The following is a 20832-nucleotide window of genomic DNA, read 5'->3' on the forward strand; positions in this document are numbered from 1 at the left end:
AATGGTCGACACAACGTGGTTTGAGGACTTACCGGAGGACTTCGAGGAATCGGTACGCATCGACCGCCAGGACCAATCTGCGGACGAGAAACGTCACCGGAAACAAGCCATCGAGTCATATCACGTTACGGCTGACTCCCAGCGGTTCCTCGAAGACTTCGTCAAACGACTGCTCGGCGAAGCAGAGGATATGCGTACGGGGTCGAACTACTGGCTCTACGGTTACTACGGGAGCGGAAAGAGCCACCTCCTAACAGTTCTAGATGGGCTGATGGATACTCAGTGGCTCCAAGACCGCTCCGACGAGGTTTGGAGCAACCTCGTCCCGGATGCGTCAGCGAGCGGGGGCCTCGATACGCTCCGAACCCAGTGGGAATCCGTTCATTCCGAATATCACGTCATCCCTGTCTCAGTGAACCTGCTGAAGTATCAGGGTCAGAAGCAACGCAGCTTTAGTGAAATCGTTCTCCGGCACGCCCACCAGAATCCGATTCTCACGGGCGTCAATAACGGGGTATCGACTGGACTGTCCTCCCAGCTTGACGTCGCATACTTCGAAGACTGGTATCAAACGACCGACGCCTGGCCGGAACGAGAGGATCGAGCTGCATCTGTCGTCGAGGGAGTGACGCCGGATCAACCGCGATACGAGTGGGGAACTGACGGTCTCTGGACCGACGTCCAGGAGTACAGTGCGCTGTCCGATGTTGTGCTTCCAAAGCTGTTCGAGGGTGTCACGGGGACACGCGACGGCTACACCGATCTCCAACCCTCGGATATTGACCCAGAAGAGGTTGTCAGTCGACTGGAAACACTGCGCCAGGAACGTGAAGCGGAGCTTGCGCAACCGGTCAAGCTCGTCCTCCTGCTCGACGAGGTGAGTCTCTTCATTGGGACCGACTTCGAGCGGCTCACCGAACTACAGACACTCGCGGAAAACGTCGACGACATCGGAGACGGCGACATTCAGCTCGTCGCGACGGCGCAGGCAAAAATCGAAGACGTCCAACCCAAGTTCGCGGCCCACGGGGCCGATTTCAGTATCGTCAAAGACCGGTTCCCGCACCGGTATCAGCTCCCGAGCAAGCACGTCGGAGACATCGCCAAACGCCGGCTGTTCCAGAAGTCAGAGACGGGCGAGGACGCGGTTCGGCGAGTCCTTGACGACGCCGACGTGAAACCGGCTGAGTCGCTCGTGTACAACGAAATCAAACAGAACACGAAACCGCCACTCGATGCGATTGATGATGAGGATCTCGTAGAATTCTACCCCTTCCTGCCGTATCACGCGCCGTTGTTCCTCGAAATCCTGTTCAATCTCCGTCGAGAGGCGAACGACCCGGCAAAGTCCATCTTCTCGGGGACTGCCCGTGCCATCCTCGCACTCATGCACGGGTTGCTGGACGACTGGGTGGACGAGGGCAAGGAGGACCATATCGTCTCGCTGGTCGACTTCTTCGAGTTGATCGAGCCTGAACTCCGTGAGATCTTACCGCAGGATATGCGGGTCGTCGAGGGCGCCGAAGAGACGACCGGCATCGCTGACGAGGTAGCCGACGACGAAAGTGAGCTTCAAGAGTTCGACCTCGACGTTGCGAAGGCCGTACTCCTGCTCCAGCACGTCCACGAAATCGTTCCCCTGAACGAGGGGAATATCGCGGTCGCCGTCATGGACGACCTGAACGGCCAATCGTGGATTAGCACGACCAATCGGGTCGAGGAATCACTGGATCGACTGCAGAAGTTCATTCGACCGACGCAAGACGAAAGTGGGCCTCGCTATCGGTTCGCGACCCAGGAAGAACGCCTCATCTACGACGAGACCGAGGAGAATGAAGCCGACCCCGACTGGGACGACGTCGTCGACACCTTGGACGAACATCTCTGGAATCGCATCACCCAGGACCTATCGCTACCAGAGTCAGTCCCGTACGGAGAATCCAGTGACGAGTACCCCGTTTCGTATCACTTCGGACTCGATGGGACAACATTCGAGAGCAGTATTGAAGCCGAAGGTGGGCTAGACATCGACGTCGATGTGCAGGGCGTCCGCCCAGATATAGAACCAGAGCAAACTGACGAGGACACGCTCTACTGGGAGATCGACACGGATGGCCTCCAAGACCTTCGCAAACGAATGATTGAGTGGTGGGCGCTTCGCGACGCAATTGCGACGCGTGACGCCCCACCAGCCGTCGAGCGTGACCTCGAACAGCGTGCGAATGCCGTCCGAAGTAAGCTGACGAGCGCAATGATGAGTGGCTCCTATAGCGTGAAAGATCGGACGGACATCGGTGGTCTCTCGAAGGCGATACAGGCCACTGTCGACGTCGCCTATCCCGACGACTTCCATCCGATGATGCTCCAGGTCGACGAAAGTCGGCTGCGAGAACTACGCGAACTCGACAGCGATGCACCGCTCCCGCCGTGGGCACGAACAATCCAAGTCCCCTCGTCGAGCCAGAATGGTGGGCAGGGTAAACAGACGATTCAACGAAACGTAATGTCCCTCACCGGCCGGCAGCTGAAAGGCCGCGACGAAGGACTCAATATGAACACCGTTCTCGACGGAATCGTCGAGGAGAAGCCATTCTACGACGAGGCCCGGCCTGCTCTCTGTGCAATCATCTGGGGGTTCTGTCGGGAGGGGAGACTACTACCAATCGACGAAGACGGAAACACGCTGGAGGACGAAGCCGTCCTTGACCTCGACAGCCTCTCGACGACGAGGTTGAAACTCCTTCCACGCACAAACTTGAGTAAGCTGTTGGAAGAGGGTGGATTCAAAGAGACAACTGAAACGGTCGCGGATGGTCTCATCCACCTCCAAGAAGCCAACCAGCAGATTCGCTCGAAGCTGACCGGACTTCGCGAAGACGTCACGCTAGTCGTCGACACCGACGTGCGAACCGACGAAGTCGCTGGCTTACTCAATGCGTTTGCTGATGAGCTGGCGGAACGAATCAATACTACCGAAAATCGCATCTCAACCGTCAAGTCACAAGATGACGGTATCGAGGATGTCATCGACGAGACCAACGAGGCCCAAGAGTGGGTCGAAGAGGTAACCGACGTCTGGAACCGGCGTCTTTCGACACTACACCGGCTCGACGCGGTACTAACGATTCGAAACCGCCAGTTCGACTGGGTTGACGACGACGCTCAAGCATCTATCGAGTCCCGCTCATCTGCGGTCTCATCGTTCGATGGGGAGTGGTGGACGACCGATGGGTGGAGTACACTCTCCGGAGAATTAGTTCCCGACCTCGCACCCGAACTGGAGAGGTCGTGGAACGCGTTCGTTGACGAACGAGGGCTGCGTGAACTAGTCAGTCGTATTGAGGAGCATCCATGGATTCTCCCAGCTACTGATCTCCCCGCAGGCGTCCACGTCGCCTTCGAAGGCGAATACATCACTCCGATGCGCCACCTCAAGCAGTGGTACGAAACCATCGAGAGCGCGATCACGGTGTTGTCTACCGATGCTGATTCAGACGACATCGTCGAGATCACTGACGACGTGGCGCAGTTAGAGCCGCTCGCTGAAACCATCGGGTACAGTCCGAGTGAACTGGATGGCCGGCTCGATGGACTGTCGTCGATCGTTGGGGATCGAACGCCGGACGACGTCGATCAAATCGGCATCGTTCCTGACGATCGGCAGAAACTGAATCGGCGGTTGGAGCGTCTCGTGGAACAGCAAGATCTTGAGATCGAGGAGACTGACGAAGGGGTGATTATTCGATGAGCCAGACGAGTTCGTCGCCGTATCGTGAATTCAAGGAGAAATTACGGACATTCGCTCAGGGGCAACACGGGATTCGTAACCCGTTCGTCATCGCTGCTGTCGACCCAGCAGTCGAGCATCGGGTCGCAGATAGGCTCGCGACCTGGTCCGATGGACGAAAGGAAGCCCCAGAGATCCCTGAAAACGTAACCGTCCAGCCGATCTGGCTTGACGAACTCCTGCCACGGACCGATGTGTACAAACTCCTCGTCGACCTGGGCGAACCCCTGGCTGAACTCGAGGGCGGTACGTCGCCAGGTGAGCGTATCGAGGAGACGATGCAGGACCGGCTTGCTGAAGAACTCGTTCAGCAAATGATCGAACACGAGCTCAGCGAAGCCCAGCTGGAGACCCAGAGCCATGTGGTGCTCTTGCTAAATCTCGGCAGTCTGTATCCGTTCACGCGTGCCTCGGAACTGCTGGACGAGCTTGACCGTCGGAACGTAAAGGCCACTATCGGAATCCCATTCCCGGGGGACGTTGTCGGCGGGAAGCTGAGCTTCTTCGGCGGTGAATCACGCCATTACTACCCCGCCCACCAGATTGACGGCCAGATCCAGGGGGTGCATCTCCAATGACTATCGACGACCTCTTCCACAGCGATCCGACGCGACAGCTCGAAGAAGTACAGAAAGTCAACGCTCGCGAACGGGCTGAGACTGACGTGAGAGAGTTCTATGAAACTGACAGTGCCGAGCAGGTACTCGAAACGCTCGGCGAAGCTATCCAGACGCATCCCGGTGAGGCCGCGCGGTTCCTCTACATCCATGCGACGTTCGGTTCGGGGAAGACCCACCTCCTGAAGTTGGTCGGCCTCCTCGCCGACGACGAATCCGAGTTCGCCTACCTGGGTGATCGACTTGCCGAACAGTGGCCGGGGTTCGACGAACTCCAGCAGTCAATCACAGACTCTCACGTCGACCGCCTCAAACCAGTTTTCCTCAACCTGCTAGACCGCGATGCGTCGAAAGAGCCGCCGCTGCCGTTCCTCATCTTCGAGGCGATTGGTCGGGATCTCGGATACCCGACCGACCCGAACTGGCTGCTCGAGTGGGCCTGGACACTGGACATGGAGTACGATGGGGTCTGGGAAGCCCTCCGAACGTTCGAGCATGACGGGAAGACATTCGACGACGTACTCGCAGAACGGGCGTCCCTCCGCAGCTGGCTCTACGAGGCGTTACCGGCGATGGAAGAGACATCCGGGACGGAACTCAACAGTCGTTCGGGCGTGAAAGCCTCCATCGAAACCGCAGAAGCGGATGTCGATCCAGAAGAATTCGATCCCGAGGACCTCGTCTCACGGGTCGAGACTGCAACAGCGGCTCTCAACGACGGCAGCAAACGGACCGAATTGCTGCTCGGCTTAGACGAGGTGGCGCTCTTCGTCGGCGACAGTCGCCATCGCTATCGTGAGTTCGAGGACACGATGGAGGCACTGCAACGTGGGGCCAACCCGGTCGTGGTCACAACCGGGCAGTACTCCCTCCCGGATACACGGGAGAGTCTCATCGGTGAGCCGCCCGAAGATCACTGGACGCATCAACAGGTGCGGCTTGAAGGAGCGGACACTGAGATCATCGTCCGGAAGCGATGGCTCCAGAAGTCGGACCCCGAGGGACGCGAACGTGTCGAGTCGCTGGTGGCGTCGATGCCCGATCTCTCACTCGACACGTACTCGTCGGTGACGAGCGCGGATCCGGACCCAGTCGAGTCCTATCCGTTCCGCGAGTATGACCTGTCGCTCCTGCGGGCGGTGATGCAGGAACTCATCACACAGGGCCGGTCGACCGATCGCGACTACATTCAGGGTCGAGCACTGCTCGTCCTCGTTCGGTCGCTGTTCACGAAGTTCGGGTGGGCGTCGAAGGAGGAGGGCTCGCTCGTCACGTGGGACGTTCTGTTCGATCTGTCGGTCGAGGAGACCACGTACCTCCCGCTGTGGGTCCAGGAGATGATCGACAACACGCTTGTCCCGACGTTCGACGGTGACGAGGATGCGTGGGAAGTCCGCCTCGCAAAAGGACTCTACCTTCTGAACCAGACGCCCGCTGTCCCGTCGACGCCAGAGAACCTCGGTCGGTTGATGGTCGACGACGTCACGGCGTCCGTCGACGACGTCGTCGAGCGAACCGAATCGGGACTGAAGACGCTCGTCGACAAGCAGAAGGCCCTCACCGAGACGAACGACCAGGGCGACGAGGTGTACACGCTCGTCTCCGAGGAACAGGAGAGCATCCTCAGTCGCGCGCAGGACAAGGCCGCGAAGATCTCGCCGCATCAGCTGTCGGCGTGGGTGGAAACACGGCTGCGGGAGAACGACGCGTTCTTCAGGAGTGACGGCAGCCGCCACGAGGTCGATGTCGGCGACGAGCGCCTCGTCCCACTGCGGTACGAGTACTCCATCCTCGAACCGGTCGACCGAGCGCCGTCACCCGAGTACGACGCGCTTCGCGTTCGTGTGCTGGCCGATGATCACGAGACTGTCTCGGAGCAGATCGATACGTGGCAGGACGTGAACAACGGTCGCGATGGTGGCGAACACATCCTGATCACCGTCGACGTTCCGGAGACAATGCTGGAGCGAATCCGGAACGTCATCGGGATGGGACAGGTGTTGGACGAGGAGACCGAATCCCATGAGGAACTCGAACGCGAGCACCGTGCCGACAAACGCCGCCTCGAATCATCGGTGACGGAGATACTCGAAGACGCGTCGGTGTACACGGTACACGAACACCGTGGGGCGCGCTCGAGCGTGCTTGACAGCGTCGTCGAAGACCAGGTCAACGCTGTCTTCGGATCGTCTCGAAAGACGCTCTCGCGGCCGCTCGTTGAGGTCGACGACGCAAAGGCGATGGCGAAGTTCTTCCGCGGGAGCGGTGAGTGGCCCCTTTCGGATGCGGACGCCGCGATGCTTGGTGTCGACACCGCCAACGCGGAGGTCGCCGATACGGGCTGGTGTCGCGAGTTCATCGACACGTACGAGGGACAGAAATCCGTCGACGTCGAGACACTCCTCCAGCAGACTCAGACTGCCAACGGGGACTACCGCGGGACGCCACAGGAGTCGATCGCGGCGCTGCTCATCACAGTTGCGACCTCCAACGAGTCAGTCGCGCTCAAACAGGATACCGAGTACGTGTCTGATCCCGCTGCCATCGGTCGACAAGTGCGGACCAAAGGGGGACTGACCTCACTCCAGGTCCGTTTCGGCGTCGAGATTATCGACCCGAAGACGGTGCGAGAACTCGTTACGACGGTGCTCGGCGAACAGCCGTCGGGTGATGGACCCGACGAGTGGCTGGGCGAGCTCGGCCAGTGGGTCAACGAGAACAGTGCGACTGTCAAGCGGACGCTGAAAGGCGCCAGCCGTGAGTTCGATGTGAAGCTCAGCGCCTTCGAGGCAACGGTCGACCCAGCCCTCGGTGGGGACGAGCTTTCCACGTCCGACCTCGGAAGTGAGGATGACCTCGAAACGGTACTCGAGGAGGCGAAGACCTTCGCTGATGCTCGTGAACTCTTTGGCGTCGGAGAAGACGGGACCACACTCTGGGAACACTTCAGCGACGAGCTGGACAGGATGGCCTCGCTCTATCCGAACGCGTCGATCACTGCCAGTATGCGAGCGACGGCGGAAGGTGAGACTGTCCCCAGTGTTTCGACAGTCGAGTCACGGCTTGAGGACGCGAAGGGACATCGCGTCGACGAAACGTCGTCTCAGTATCGGCGGATCACAGGTGAGACCGTCGCTGACTCTGACCCGGAAGCTATCTGTGCCGATTTAAGCGCGTGGCTCCGGTCGAACGAGGACGACGTTCGAGGGATCGTCGATGGTGCTACTGATGAGTTCGACGATGTCGTACTTGGCGACCTGGAGGACGTGTTCGAAGCTGTGTGGGCCGGCGAGGATCTGTCGGAAGGTGATGTCGTCGACTCCGCCGTCGTCCAGCAGGCCGAGACGTACGAGCAGGTTCGCGACCTCCTCGACGACTCTGACGGTTCGGCTCTTTGGTCGCAGCTTCGGGCAGCCGGCGAAGAGCTGCGTGAGGAGCACCCAGAGTCACCGACGACGGAGTCCGTCGAGACTACGCTCGCGGCTTCACGTCCACCCTCGAAGCGACATGTGCGCCAACTCATCGAGCGTGCAAAAGACCCGATTACGGGCGGGGATGCGTGGGCCGAACTTCAGATGGTCGCTGAAGAGCTTCGCCAGGAGCTTCCGAACGCCGAGGTGACCGATGACGTTACGGCAGCTGTTGATGCCGAAAGTCGGCCAAGCGAGAATCGTGTGACCGAACTCCTTTCGGACGCGAATACTGTTCTTGGTCGAAAGAGGGCCGTGAACGAGACGTTGGACGAGCTGGATAACGGGAGTATCGTAGTTATAGAGGACTGAGACACCGTCAACAATTCCGACGTATATCCAGTCCGGGCGATCAGCAAGAAGAGACACGTATTAAATGACGGATATAGGCTTGATACCCTAGCTATTGGGAGGGGAGTACGGAACCCGAAAAAGACTGCAGTCTGAATTAGGAAGAACCACGGTGCCATCTGCTCAAGAAAGTATTCAATTATCGTCTGTCCGGAAGCGAGCCAATACTTTTTTATCTTGACCGCCAAATTGCTACCTGAGATGAGCGCAACTACCGAGTCCGACGGGGACCAAAGTATGAACCTGGAGCAGCTCAACGGTGCTGTGCTCACGTACGAGACCGCAGATGGTGAAACCGTCACCGTTGAATTCGACGAATAGACTGTCTTTTGGCGGCTTTCTCTGAAGTACTCTATTAGCTATTTTGTGAGAGCGTAACAGTGTCAACGCCGAGGAGTTCTGTGAACTTCCATGTCTCCCCATTAGAATCAGGGAGTAACAAATACGCCGACTCTAAAGCCGTAGTGAGACATAGTGCTACGTAATCGTGCCAAGACAGTAAAGCGTCTTCTCCGTTCTCCACGTTATTTTGAAGAAGGGCTTGGAGGGACGATGACGCAGCCGCGCGTACGGCGGGTTGAGTTTTATATTCGACGTTCTCTGCATGAGAGATGTTCAGGAGTTTCCTGCTGAAATCACCCGGAGCAGATTTTGAAACCGAATTTTCAACGATATACTCAGCAGGAACGACGAGCGTGACGCTTGGTAACTCGCTGTGAGCCAGCGAAAGAACATCATCGGCGACGGGATCGAGGAATTCGTCAGTGAGGAAATCGTCTGAGCTATCGAGATACTGGGGGAGGTCTTCGATCACCGCTTTTGTCGGAACGAGGGTAATGCTCTGACTATGCGCATAGCATCGTTCACTATCGGTAGATCGGACGTACGGTAGAACTCCATCGTTCGAAACCCAAGATTCGAGGACGGAATTAGCATCCATTGTCGAGGTCGTCCCAGACTCCGCGATAGGTGCAGCAGTGTCAGTATCCAGCAGTTCGTCTATTTCAGCAACGATTTCAGCGTGGGTAACGAGTTCTGACCCGATCAGCTTAAAAATATCTTCAAACGAGGATTCATCGTCGACACCAGAGGACAAACCATCTAGCTGAGCAATATTGAAAGACGGTGTATCCGAGAGTCGGGCAAGCTCGGCAAGTGACTCGTCCCCGGTCACCAGGGTTGCGTCCTGCTGATTAGAATAGGCAAGAACGTGCATATCGGCAACGTCACCGTTTGCTAAATCAACCGTGATTTCTTCGGGTGGTGTCTGAACTTCGATCTCCAGATAGTCGAGCGTATCCAGCAACGACAAGATAGACATATTTTCGAACCCTTGCTCATTCGTTGCCGCTGTAGCGCTGCCCGCATCCGGGTGCTTGTTCATTTCGAATAGCACTGCCCACGGGACGTGGATCGTGCTGTCGTGGAAAAACCGATGTGAGAATATCGTATTCAGGATGCTCGTAGGGGTATCATCAGTGTGATCGTGATACAGTGAGTTCGTATCGAACGTCCAGTCATCCTGCTGGATCCGCTGAGGCTGTTGGACATCAGCAGGTTGTACTCTGGAATCCTCGACATCAAGCTGCCCCTCAATCATACCATTGACAGCCTCGATAATCGTCTCCACATGGTCGATCCCGGTAGGGGATACCCATGAGAGGTGATCTCCGTTCGCCGTCAGAACGAGGGTTACCTGATCGAAGAGGATGAAAATCTGATCGCCATCACGTCTCAACGGAAATCCGTCTGCTTCGCCGGAGTACCTGGTATGAGATACCAGTGATTCGAACGTTGGATTTGCATCGAGAATGGCGTCGTGGATTCTGTCTGCTGTGAGTCCTGTCGCCGGCGTCCCATCGGCTTCGAGAAACTGTACATTCCGCTCCTTTCCTTCGACAATATGGAGCGATTCCTCGGTGACCCGGATCACTTCCCCAGTTGGATCAGTCGTCGTCGGGCCAACGGCGGCTCGGTACCCTGGAATCGAATAGTTCCACGTGGATTTGAAACATTTGACGTCGAGAATGGTCTCACGAAGCGACTCGATTTGCGATGGCTGCAGGTCCTCTCCATAATACGTGAAATACACGTCATCGGGCTCGTCAATATGGCCGACATATTTGTGCGCATCAATTAACTCGGGACCATTATTAGCGAGATACCGGGGGAACCGGTCTTTTTCGAGGATGAAATACGGGGATGAAATGAGATTGTTCGGATCACGTTCACCGTGAATGATTTCCAGTATCCCTACACCGATGAGCATCTGCACACCCGAGTTAATTTGCGTATCGAGCTGGCGTTTTAGAGAATGGAGATACGAAAGGAAATCGTCGCTGGTAGAGAGTTCCGCCTTGTTCTCGTCGACGCAGTCGAACTGGTCGAACTCCGGAATTTCGTCTTGGATATCTCCAAGTGAGAAGTAACTCCCGTAAACACGTGCTTGCATCTCAGGGGATGAGCGGCCAACCATGCTGTCCTCGAAAGGAGCAACCATGCCGAACGTCGTCTCTTCCCGCCCGTCTACATCGAACGTCAATTCGACCACGTCACCAATTTCAAATTGGTATTCATCGATCAAAGGCTCGGGAAGAATGATTGAATAGGGGTGTGCAAACGAGGGAAGGTAGGACAGGTCGGATAGGTCAGAAATATGGGCAATCAATTCCGCATATTCGTTCTGAATCTCTGTTACGTACGAGGCAGAGCTATCGACGTGAGAGGCAATTGTGGCAGAAGATGCGTCGGGAGAACTAGCGCTTGCGTGAACAATTGAGCGTTGGAGTGGGGTTAGATCCGGCGGAGCCGCGCTACTCATGGCCGGACCATACTTCCGCATCGGAAAATACGTACCGGAACCACAGTGGAAGTAGAGAAGACGAAGATAGAGTCACAGCGGATTCATGATGTAACTTCTTGCCAATCTTCAAGTATCCCCTACGCCTTCTGATTCCTATCCCGAGTTTCCACATGGCAAGCGATTCTCTCTCCCAGCGGAAGGCCCAATTGGACAAGGAAGAGCGTGAACATCTCGAAGACGTTGTCACTGAGATGCGCGAGCGCGTTGAGGACAACGTCGAGTTCCAGCTCACGCAGGAAGGTCTCAACGACGAACCCGAGGACGTCGATTCCTTGGACGAGGATACCCAGCAACTCGTAGAGGCGATCGAACTCGAAGCTGTCGACGGCGAAACTTGGTCTGAAGCCTTCGATCAGTACGTCACGGGTGTGGGATACACCATCGTCAATCGCCTGGCAGCACTACGTTGCATGGAAGTGCGCGGCTTCCTCGACGAGGAGGTCACCGTCTTCAAGGACAACGGCCTGACGCCCGCCGCCGAAACGCTCGTCCACGAAGAGTTCTTGCTGGAGGACGAGGCCATCCTCGAGGCCTACCATAACGCCTGCGACGATTTCGCCGAGGAAATCGAGATTCTCTTCGACCGTTCGTCCCCCTATAGCCTGATCGACCCCGACGACGACACGTTCGAAGAACTCTGCGCGAAACTCGATTCGGTTCCCGACGAAGTCTGGCGGGCCGACGACGTCCTCGGCTGGGTCTACGAATACTACAACGTCAAGCTGCTCGACGATCTGCGTCGCAAGGGCGACCGTGAGGGCCTCGAACCCGAAGACGTTCCGCCGGCAAATCAGTTCTACACGCCCCACTGGGTCGTCCGGATGCTCACCGACAACTCGCTCGGGAAGCTCTACCTCGAACACACCGGTGAGTTGCAGGATGTCGTCGAAGCGCAGGAGGAGTTCTCCCCCGACGAACGCAAGAACCGACCCCTTTCACCCGACGAGTCTCCCGACATTGCTGACTTCTGTACCTACCTCGTTCCGTCTGAAGAGGAAGGTGAGCCCACCGACTTCGATCACCCGGAAGAGCTTCGCGTTATTGACCCTGCATGTGGAAGTGGCCACTTCCTGCTGTATGCGTTCGACGTGCTGGAGCGTATCTGGCGCGCTGAGACTGACCTTTCCGACGAAGAAATCCCCCGGAAGATTCTCCAGCACAACCTCTATGGCGTCGATTTGGACATGCGTGCCTGCCAGCTCGCGGCATTCAACCTCTATCTGAAGGGCCGGACTCGCGCTGAGGCTGAGGGCGCACACGGCTTCGATATGCCAGAGGTTGGGATCGTCTGTGCCGACGCGACGATTGCCGAAATCGACGGCATCGAGACAGTCTTCGACGAGGTTGCCGGTAACGACAAGGAGGTTGAAGAGGCGTTACGACGGATCCTTGACGCCTTCGAAGAGGTTCATGGACTCGGAAGCCTACTTGACGTGCGCGGAACTCTTGGTGACTTGTTCGAAGACGACAGCGATATTGGGGGTGTTCAAATTACACTCGGTGACGATCCACGAAAGAGTCACACGCTTGGGCAGGTTCTCCGCAGTTTGCATGAGGCAGTTGAGGAGCACCGTGGATCAGATTCCTTCCTTGCACAGGATCTGAGAAGCTTCGTGAGGTTGCTGGATGTGCTAGCGCAGGATTACGATATTGCGCTGATGAATCCACCGTACGGATCACAGAACCGGATGCCGGACAGCGTTCAATCGTACGTTCGGGAAAGGTATTCGTACGCTCCGGAATACTACATCAACTTCTTTGAAGTGTGTAATAATATTACAAACTCTAATGGACGGATAGGAATGCTTGTTCCCTGGAGCTTTATGTTCAAACAAATGTTCCAGGATTTCCGGGAGGATTTCATCGGAGAACGAGGTGGGTTTGATTTCCTTTCAGAATTCGGGTACGGGGTCTTAGATAATGCGACAGTCGGTACGGTAGGGACAGTTGTTCGAACGAATCCTATGGCAGATAGCCAGACCGGTACGTTCATTCGGCTACACGATGTTGAAACTAAAGCCAAAGAACAGACGTTCGTCAACAGCGTTCTTGGGCGGGATGAGTCGACCGTTCGTCGGTTATACCAAATAAATTTGGATCAGTTCTCAGACATTCCTGGGAACCCTATCAGTTACTCAATTCCATCCAAAGTTCGGGATCTTCACTCATCGGACGTGAAGATAGATTCCGAAGTAGCAGATATTGATGGAGAAAGCATAGCCGAACTAAAGACGGGACTCCAGTCCGGAAACAACGATCGGTTCGTTCGCAATCATTGGGAGGTTCATGATTTCGACCGATTCTCACCGTTCGCCAAGGGAGGATCAGACGCATGGGTTATCCCAGAACTGCCGACCGTAGTCGATTTCGCGGATGAAGGCTCTCACTTTAACCGAGTCAGCAGCTCACGGTTCCAAAACCGAGAATATTACGGTAAAGAAGGGCTCACGTGGACGTACATAAAGAGGACAGGGCGTCGGTTCGGTTACTTCCCTAAGGGGGGAGTGTTCAGCAATACCGGGTTCATGCTGTTCCCCAAAGACGAATCACGGTCTGCCTGGGAGTTGATGGCGGTGCTTAACTCCAATCTTTATCACACGTTATTCCTCTCACTGACGACAGAGCGACACTGGAACGTCGGGGAAGTTGGCCGTATCCCGTGGCGTAGAGAACTTGAAGGGACACCAGAGCTTGAAAGACTAGCCAAGCAGCAATACCGGGTCGCGATGGCGACAAATTATGACGACCCTTCGAGTCCCTACTACGTCGGCCCTTCGGTACTTCCTGAGTCGTATGTATCTGGATTCTTTTATCAGCATCCGCACGCAGAAATGGCAGTTGAGCAGATTGGCGTTGATCTTGAGTACGCATCTCGAGATCAACCACTAACCAAATCAGCACGAGAGGGAGAACAGAATACTCTCGAACGGCGACAACGTCTTGAAACACTTTCAGACCAGATTGATCAACTTATTTATGAGGAGTTAAACATCGACGAAAAAACTCAGGAAGACATACGGACTGAAATATTCCTTCGAACTGCCGAAGAACCGGAGGATCGCAAAATCCCCGACCCACAGTCTGTTCCGGAGGCCCCTGAGAACCTCGATAATCAAGTTAGGAGCCTCGTTCACCACTTCGCCATGGAGGCCGTCCGCGAGGATTCACACGGAATAATTCCACTCCACAGTACCGATGTCCAAACCGATATGCTCGACTTGGTCATCCAGCGCTTTGAGGACGCTTACGGGGAGCACGCGGAAGATCGCCTTGTAGAGGTTGATGACATTCTTGGAGGTCGATCCGCTGGGGAGGAAGCATACCCCAATCTACGGGCCTTTATCGAGGACGATTTGTTCGACTATCACGTTGACCAGATGGGGAACACACCAATCATCTGGAAGCTCACCACTAAGCGGCTGATTGCTGACTCGAAAGGCGAAGGCTTCGCTTGCTTCGTGAACTACCACCGCCTCGACTCGGGGTTATTCGACCGCCTCTCCAATCACTACCTCGAACCGCGGAAGGCCGAACTAAGGGAGCAGCGAAGCGCTGCAAATCGCCGCCGAAGTGATGATTCACTCTCCGCCAGCGAACAGGCTGAAGCCGCCGAGAAATACGAGCGCTGCGCGAACGGCCTCGACCAGATCAGTGTATTTGAGGACGTGATACAGGAGCTGAGTAGCATAGACGAACGACACTTCGACGACGAGGCACACCAACACGTTGAAGAGCTGGCTCCGAAGATTGCAGTCTTTCGTGAGGAGACTCAGGTGCGCATAGAGAAGTTAGCGAAACTGCGTGAGCGTAACAGCGAAGAATGGTTCCAGGACACATTCTCGGACAACTTCTGGAACACTGTCGACAAGTGGCGTGACGAGTGGATTAACGCTCTCGAGGAACTCGAGAACGCTTGCAAAGAATACTCGAAGCCTCTCGACGAGCCTGTTGAGGCTCACCTGGCCGACTTGTTCGGCTATTTCAATCGGCGGCTCAAGGGCTCGGATCACTACTCGAGCACAGGTATCCTCTTCATGACTTACTACTTCGAACGCGAGGGTGCTGAGTTGCTCGATGAGGACGGTCAGCCGTTCGACACTCTAACTGAAGACGAACGCCTGCTCGCCTCACTGGCGATGGGGCTCGATAACTCCTCGATCGTCGACGAGGAGTACCTAGAAGAGATAGCCGATGAAGAGGACGTCAAGAAGATCGACGACCTTCCGCCACTCGCTGAATTCAAGGCGCTGGCCGAGGAGATTGACGACCGCTGCCAAGCTGTGGACAAGCGCATCCCCTCTGATTGGTCCGATCGCGCCCTCTCAGAGATTACAACTGCTGGCTATCAGCCGAACCGTAAGCACGGCGTCGAAATCAACATCACGCCGCTTGCCGACGCCGAGATCGTTCCAAAGACTGTCGACGACGATGTCCTGTAACCATGCCCGCGACAAAGACCCTCCCACAGTGCGCTGAAGACGCCATCGAGACTGCCATCGACGAGGCGGCCGACGAGGATCCGGTCGTACTCTGGTGGGACGACGGTGGCTACCTTCGCGACGTCGTCGAGAGCACGAGCCACTCGCTGGGCTGTGAGTTCCACGCAGCCGAACAGACACCACTTGAGCTACGCGCCGACGCGCCACGGGACCGAACCGTCTGGTACGTGCCGCAGGCGCACAGCGACGACGTGGACTGGTTCAAGGACGTCGAGAACACTGGTGGTGTTGTTGAGGCCCACATCGGCAAGCTCGCGGCACGCTGCTTCGAGAACGAGCGCATACAGGCGGCCTCGATTCGCACGGCCTACGAGGATACAGACGAGGGCGACCGCGAACAGGTCGCCAAGACCCTCTTCCAGGAGCTCAACGGCGATGGTGGCCTGCCGACGCTCCAAGGCCTCCAGACGAAGATCGTCCTCGATGGCCATGAGGACCCGGTCCAGTTCGTTCTCGAACACGGCGCCGAGAACCTTCCCGACGAGACCGGCGATCTGCTACAGATTCGCGATCTGTTGGTCGACAATGGAGTCGCGGCCGTCGACGGCGTCACCGACGAGGACGTGCTCGTGACACGTACGCGGCGCTGGGCCGTCGCTGAATGGCTCGTCGAAGAAGGACTCGACAAGTCGCTCCTCGACGCCGAATACCGACCCGACTCAAGTTCGGGACTCGGAATCTCCCGACCTGAACTCCAGTCGCTACTGAGCAAGGTCGACCCAGAACGAGCCGAAGAGCTGGCGCACGTGTACCTCGATCCGGACGCGCAGTTCTGGCACGACATCCTTCGGTCCTACGACGACCCGTGGGAACTGGCCGACTGTCCCGTCGACGCCTCGCTCGAACACGAACTCTGGAACGAGTGGCTGCAAGCGTTCCACGACGGGGAGTACGAGACGTGTGCGACCCGAGCGGCCACTCGCTACCAACGTCTCGAAACGACCTACGGCGACGTCCCATGGACGAGCGTCTGGAACCAGGCTGTCGAGGTCGCCAAACTCGCGCACGAACTCGAAACGTGGGAAGAGCGCGGCGATACGACTGACGTCGTCGACCTCTACGGTGACGTCGACGATGGGACCTGGCAGATCGACAACGCCGTGTTCAATCTCATCATCTCGGGCGAGCCCGAGCACGGCCTCCCCGAGGAACATCCCGCGACGGCGAGTCTCGACGACCTGCGCACGTCGCTGACTGAGTCACGCTACCTCGACTATCTCAGCGACCTCGGCGACCTGGTCGTCGACCAGATCGAGGCAGGCTCACCGTTCGTCGGCGAAAACTACGCCCACCAGTTCTTCGACCAGGAGCAAGAACACCTCCAGAGTGGCCAGAGCGTTGCGCTGTTCATCGTCGACGCGCTGCGTTTCGACCTTGCCCACGAACTGGCGGAATCCGTCCGTCGTGAACTCCCTAGCCTCGAAGTCGACGAGACTGCTTGGGTCGGAACGCTCCCCTCGGATACTGAGTTTGGGAAGGCAGCACTCACACCCGGGAGCAAGTTCAGCTTCAACATCGAACTCGACGACGGGGAACTCGTTCCGGAACGCAACGGCCGCGAGATCACTAACTACCAGCGCGAGAAGATGCTGAAGGACGATGGCTGGAGTTACATCATGCAAAGCGAGGACGACGCCTCGGGATGGAGCAACACCCGCGTCGCGTACTACTGGAACGACCTCGACAAGGCCGGTGAAGAGGAGTTGACCGACTTCGAGGCGCTGTTCAGCGATCGCATCGAGAAAATCTCGGACATCATCTGCGAGAAGCTCGATCAGGGGGAGTGGGACCGCGCGTACATACTCGCCGACCACGGCTTCGTCTCCCTTCCCCAGAGTATCGATCTTGATGGCATCTATCCACCTGACGAGGCAGAGCAAGTGACGCGCCGTTGGGTGGCCGGAACAGACATCGACGAGGATGCACCTGGCGTCCTCCTCGACGAGAACACCCATCTCGGCTACCTTGACGACGACACGAAAATCAGTGTCCTCGCTGATCCGATTCAGCGCTTCCGCAATCAGGGATTGCCCGATGCTCGCTTCTACCACGGAGGGGTCCTTCCACAAGAGTTCGTACTCAACTTCGTCACGATCACGCAGGAATGACCGCTTATGACTGATTTCGATCCCGGTGATACGGTCCTGCTCAATGGACGCACTGCCGAGGTCATTAAGACCTACTCCGTCGGCGATCTCGACTATCTCCGGGCCTACGTCGAAGACGCCGGCGTGAAAACCGTTTGTATCGACGACGTCGAGGTCGAACCCAAACGCGATCAGCTTGGGGAACTGCGCTCGGTGTCAGCCGAACAGCTACATCCCGACCACGAGGCTGTCTCGGCCGAGTGGTTCGATCTTCGTTCGCAGGCGCTCCAACTGCAGATCGCCCATGAGCAGGGGCAGCTGCTGAGTATCTCGAATTCGCTGGTCCGCCTCGAACCGTATCAGCTCGCCGCAGTCAACTGGGTGATGCAGAAGCTGCGCCAACGTGCGCTCATCGCCGACGACGTCGGCCTCGGGAAGACCATCGAAGCGGGGCTCATCCTCAAAGAGCTCACCGCTCGCAACCGTGCTGACCGTGTCCTGTTCGTCGTCCCTGCCCACCTCCAGAAGAAGTGGATTCGGGACATGGACCGCTTCTTCGACATCGACCTCACGCCAGCCGACCGACAGTGGGTCGAGGGCGAACGCCGCCGACTCGGCGAGGAGGCCAACATCTGGGACCAAGACCACCAACAGATGGTCACGAGTCAGGCCTTCCTCCGACAGGACGAGTTCCAGCCGGCCCTCGAGGAAGCGTTCTGGGACGTCGTGGTGGTCGACGAGGCGCACAAGGCCGCCAAACGAGGCGAGTCGCCCAGTGAGACGTCGAAGATGGTCGAACGGGTCGCCGGCAACTCCGACTCCTTGCTGCTGCTCAGCGCGACGCCACACGACGGCAAGGGTGAGGCGTTCCGTTCGCTCGTCGAGTACATCGACCCGTTCCTCGTCGCCGAGGATCAGGATCTCTCGAAAGAGGCCGTTGACCGCGTGATGATTCGTCGCGGGAAGCAAACGCTGTACGACGATGACGGCGAGCGCATCTTCCCCGACCGCGAGGTCAATACCGTCCCCGTGAAGATGACCCACGACGAGCGGCAGTTCTATCGTGCCGTTACTGACTACGTCCAGAACGTCTACAATCGCTCCGAGAAGCTGAACGAGCCAGCGGTCGGGTTCGCTATGGCACTGATGCAGAAACGCCTTGTCAGCAGCATCGGCGCCATCCAAGCGACACTGAGTCGTCGTTTGGGCGACCTCGTCGATGAGCAGTCGACCTCCACCAGCCTCTCGGAAGAGGCGTCCGCGTATCTCGACGGCGAAGACCTCGACGAAGAGGACAAACAACGAGCCGAGGAGGAACTCTCGGCGCTGACCGTCACCGAGAGCGATGCCCAACTCGAAGAGGAGATCGAAACGCTCCGCGACCTCGTCTCGCTCGCCGAGGGCATCTCCGTCGACTCGAAGGCCCAGAAGGTCCGCCGGTACATCCAGCAGCTGCTGGAAGAGCAACCCGACGAGAAACTCCTGCTGTTCACCGAGTATCGCGACACACTGGACTACCTCCTCGACCTGGTGAAGGACGAACCCTGGGCCGACGAGATCCTCGTCATCCACGGTGACGTCGACAAGGAGGAACGCGCCCGCATCGAGGAGGAGTTCAACCACGGCCAGTCCCGGCTGCTGTTTGCGACCGACGCAGCGAGCGAGGGGATTGACCTCCAGCACAGTTGCCACATTATGGTGAACTACGAGCTGCCGTGGAACCCGAACCGCCTCGAGCAGCGCATCGGCCGGCTCCACCGCTACGGGCAGGACAAGGAGGTCAAGGTCTGGAACTTCACGTTTGAGGACACTCGTGAGGGCGAGATCTTCGACATGCTCCAGAACAAGGTCGAGAACATCCGCGGCAAACTCGGCAACACGGCTGACGTGTTGGGGATGCTCGACGACATCAACGTCGACTCGCTCATCATGGAGTCCATCCAGAACGACGAACCGGCGAGTGCAACCAAGGAGGAACTCGAGGAGCTCATCGACGAGCGTCAACGCACGCTCCAGGAGTGGTACGAACGCAGCCTCATCGACACGAGCACGTTTGACCAGGAGAGCCGGGAGAAGATTCAGGAAGTGATGGACGAGTCCGAGGACGTCTACGGGACGGAAGCCGACATCCACGAGTTCGTCGAACGGGGTGTCGAGGCGCTAGGTGGCGACGTCGAGAAAGCCGGAAGCAATCTCTACAGGGCACAGCTGCCACGCTCCCTACAGCAAGGAACGGACGAGGAGTACGGGCCGTTCACGTTCAGCCGAGACTTCGCTATGGACCACGATGGTATCGACTACGTCTCACCCGATGATGGTCTGGTCCAGCGGCTAATGCAGCAAATCCTGGATAGTGAGCACGGAGATGTTGGGCTAAAGCTCCTCCCGTTCGTCGACGAACCGGGGATTGCGTACAACTACCGCGTGACGTTCGAGGACGGGACGGGCGAGGTCATACGGGAAGATATGATCCCTGTGTATGTCGATGCCCGCCATCAAGACCCCCGGCAGCGGATGGGTCAGCGTGTTGTTCAGGGTGACAGTATCAAAGGGTCGCCCGACTCTGACCGTGTGCGATCGCTGATACAGAGTCAAGATCAGCTGCGAGAAGCCGCTGACCGGTACATCAGCCAGCAAGTGACTTCTTTAAGAGAGAAACTACACGAGCGCCGCCGAGAGGAGACCCAGCAAGAACTGGATGACCTGGAGGAGTATGCGGAGGCTGAACGCCAGCGAATCGAGGAGTTCATCGAGAACTATGAGCGGAAAGCAGAGGCTGGGTCGAATATGGACATCGCGATCCGTGGTCAACAAGAACGGCTCAACAAACTTGAGCAGCGTATCGAAGACCGGCGCCAAGAATTGCAGCGGAAGGCTCGGGTCATCTCACTTGCGCCAGAGGTGGAGAACGTTTGCTTTGCTCTCCCGGTCTAATCGATTCCAGATCGAGACGGGAGCGCTTCTCTGCCGGCGCGTCAGACCGACTTTCGTGAAGGCTTCTCGTAAGAGATGGTTTCGACTGGAATATTCGAGAGGTAACGATGGTAGCACGGAGAAGACAACCGGCGTTTCCAGTATTGCCAATATTGCTATCTTTTAAGTACCTCTCTCACTCCACTATTGCCAGTAACGAGACGGGAGGGCAGAAGCTGTCACGT

At 57.3% G+C, this 20832-nt stretch carries 7 protein-coding genes; 6 read left to right on the forward strand and 1 reads right to left on the reverse strand.

Annotated features, from left to right (window positions below; translation table 11 throughout):
* Position 1 precedes the first annotated feature (1 nt).
* Genes ACOZ32_RS12465 through ACOZ32_RS12475 form a run of 3 tightly spaced genes read left to right on the forward strand, consistent with a single transcriptional unit; the run spans position 2 to position 8186 of the window.
* Positions 2 to 3748 carry a hypothetical protein gene (locus tag ACOZ32_RS12465; protein ID WP_424335269.1) on the forward strand — a complete coding sequence of 1249 codons (3747 nt, stop codon included), beginning with the start codon at positions 2 to 4 and terminating at the stop codon, positions 3746 to 3748.
* The gene (locus ACOZ32_RS12470; protein WP_424335270.1) at positions 3745 to 4365 is read left to right on the forward strand and encodes a BREX protein BrxB domain-containing protein; all 621 of its coding nucleotides are present in this window, start codon (positions 3745 to 3747) and stop codon (positions 4363 to 4365) included. Before ACOZ32_RS12465 ends, ACOZ32_RS12470 begins: the two co-directional genes overlap by 4 nt.
* A complete protein-coding gene (locus ACOZ32_RS12475; protein WP_424335271.1) occupies positions 4362 to 8186 on the forward strand; it encodes a hypothetical protein in 3825 nt (1274 codons plus the stop codon). The genes ACOZ32_RS12470 and ACOZ32_RS12475 overlap by 4 nt, the downstream gene beginning before the upstream one ends.
* Before the next feature lie 394 nt (positions 8187 to 8580).
* On the opposite strand, the gene ACOZ32_RS12480 is transcribed toward ACOZ32_RS12475, so the two are convergent.
* Positions 8581 to 11046 carry a hypothetical protein gene (locus ACOZ32_RS12480; RefSeq protein ID WP_424335272.1) on the reverse strand — a complete coding sequence of 822 codons (2466 nt, stop codon included), beginning with the start codon at positions 11044 to 11046 and terminating at the stop codon, positions 8581 to 8583.
* A gap of 152 nt (positions 11047 to 11198) precedes the next feature.
* Here ACOZ32_RS12480 and pglX point away from each other — a divergent pair, with 152 nt between their 5' ends.
* The 3 genes from pglX to ACOZ32_RS12495 are packed head-to-tail and all read left to right on the forward strand — an operon-like array spanning position 11199 to position 20608.
* Complete coding sequence (gene pglX / locus ACOZ32_RS12485) at positions 11199 to 15527, forward strand: BREX-5 system adenine-specific DNA-methyltransferase PglX (RefSeq protein WP_424335273.1); 4329 nt, start codon at positions 11199 to 11201, stop codon at positions 15525 to 15527.
* Between the two features lie 2 nt (positions 15528 to 15529).
* Positions 15530 to 17695: a BREX-5 system phosphatase PglZ gene (gene pglZ / locus ACOZ32_RS12490; protein ID WP_424335274.1), complete on the forward strand. Its 2166-nt coding sequence runs from the start codon at positions 15530 to 15532 to the stop codon at positions 17693 to 17695.
* Between the two features lie 6 nt (positions 17696 to 17701).
* A complete protein-coding gene (locus ACOZ32_RS12495; RefSeq protein WP_424335275.1) occupies positions 17702 to 20608 on the forward strand; it encodes a helicase-related protein in 2907 nt (968 codons plus the stop codon).
* Positions 20609 to 20832: the final 224 nt, after the last annotated feature.

Source organism: Halobacterium sp. MBLA0001 (assembly GCF_049705385.1).
GTDB lineage: Archaea > Halobacteriota > Halobacteria > Halobacteriales > Halobacteriaceae > Halobacterium > Halobacterium salinarum.

Bases quoted from the DNA above. Each gene is read 5' to 3' on its own strand.
- ACOZ32_RS12465 (WP_424335269.1), top strand. From the start codon at position 2: ATGGTCGACACAACGTGGTTTGAGGACTTACCGGAGGACTTCGAGGAA.
- ACOZ32_RS12470 (WP_424335270.1), top strand. From the start codon at position 3,745: ATGAGCCAGACGAGTTCGTCGCCGTATCGTGAATTCAAGGAGAAATTA.
- ACOZ32_RS12475 (WP_424335271.1), top strand. From the start codon at position 4,362: ATGACTATCGACGACCTCTTCCACAGCGATCCGACGCGACAGCTCGAA.
- ACOZ32_RS12480 (WP_424335272.1), bottom strand. From the start codon at position 11,046: ATGAGTAGCGCGGCTCCGCCGGATCTAACCCCACTCCAACGCTCAATT.
- pglX (WP_424335273.1), top strand. From the start codon at position 11,199: ATGGCAAGCGATTCTCTCTCCCAGCGGAAGGCCCAATTGGACAAGGAA.
- pglZ (WP_424335274.1), top strand. From the start codon at position 15,530: ATGCCCGCGACAAAGACCCTCCCACAGTGCGCTGAAGACGCCATCGAG.
- ACOZ32_RS12495 (WP_424335275.1), top strand. From the start codon at position 17,702: ATGACTGATTTCGATCCCGGTGATACGGTCCTGCTCAATGGACGCACT.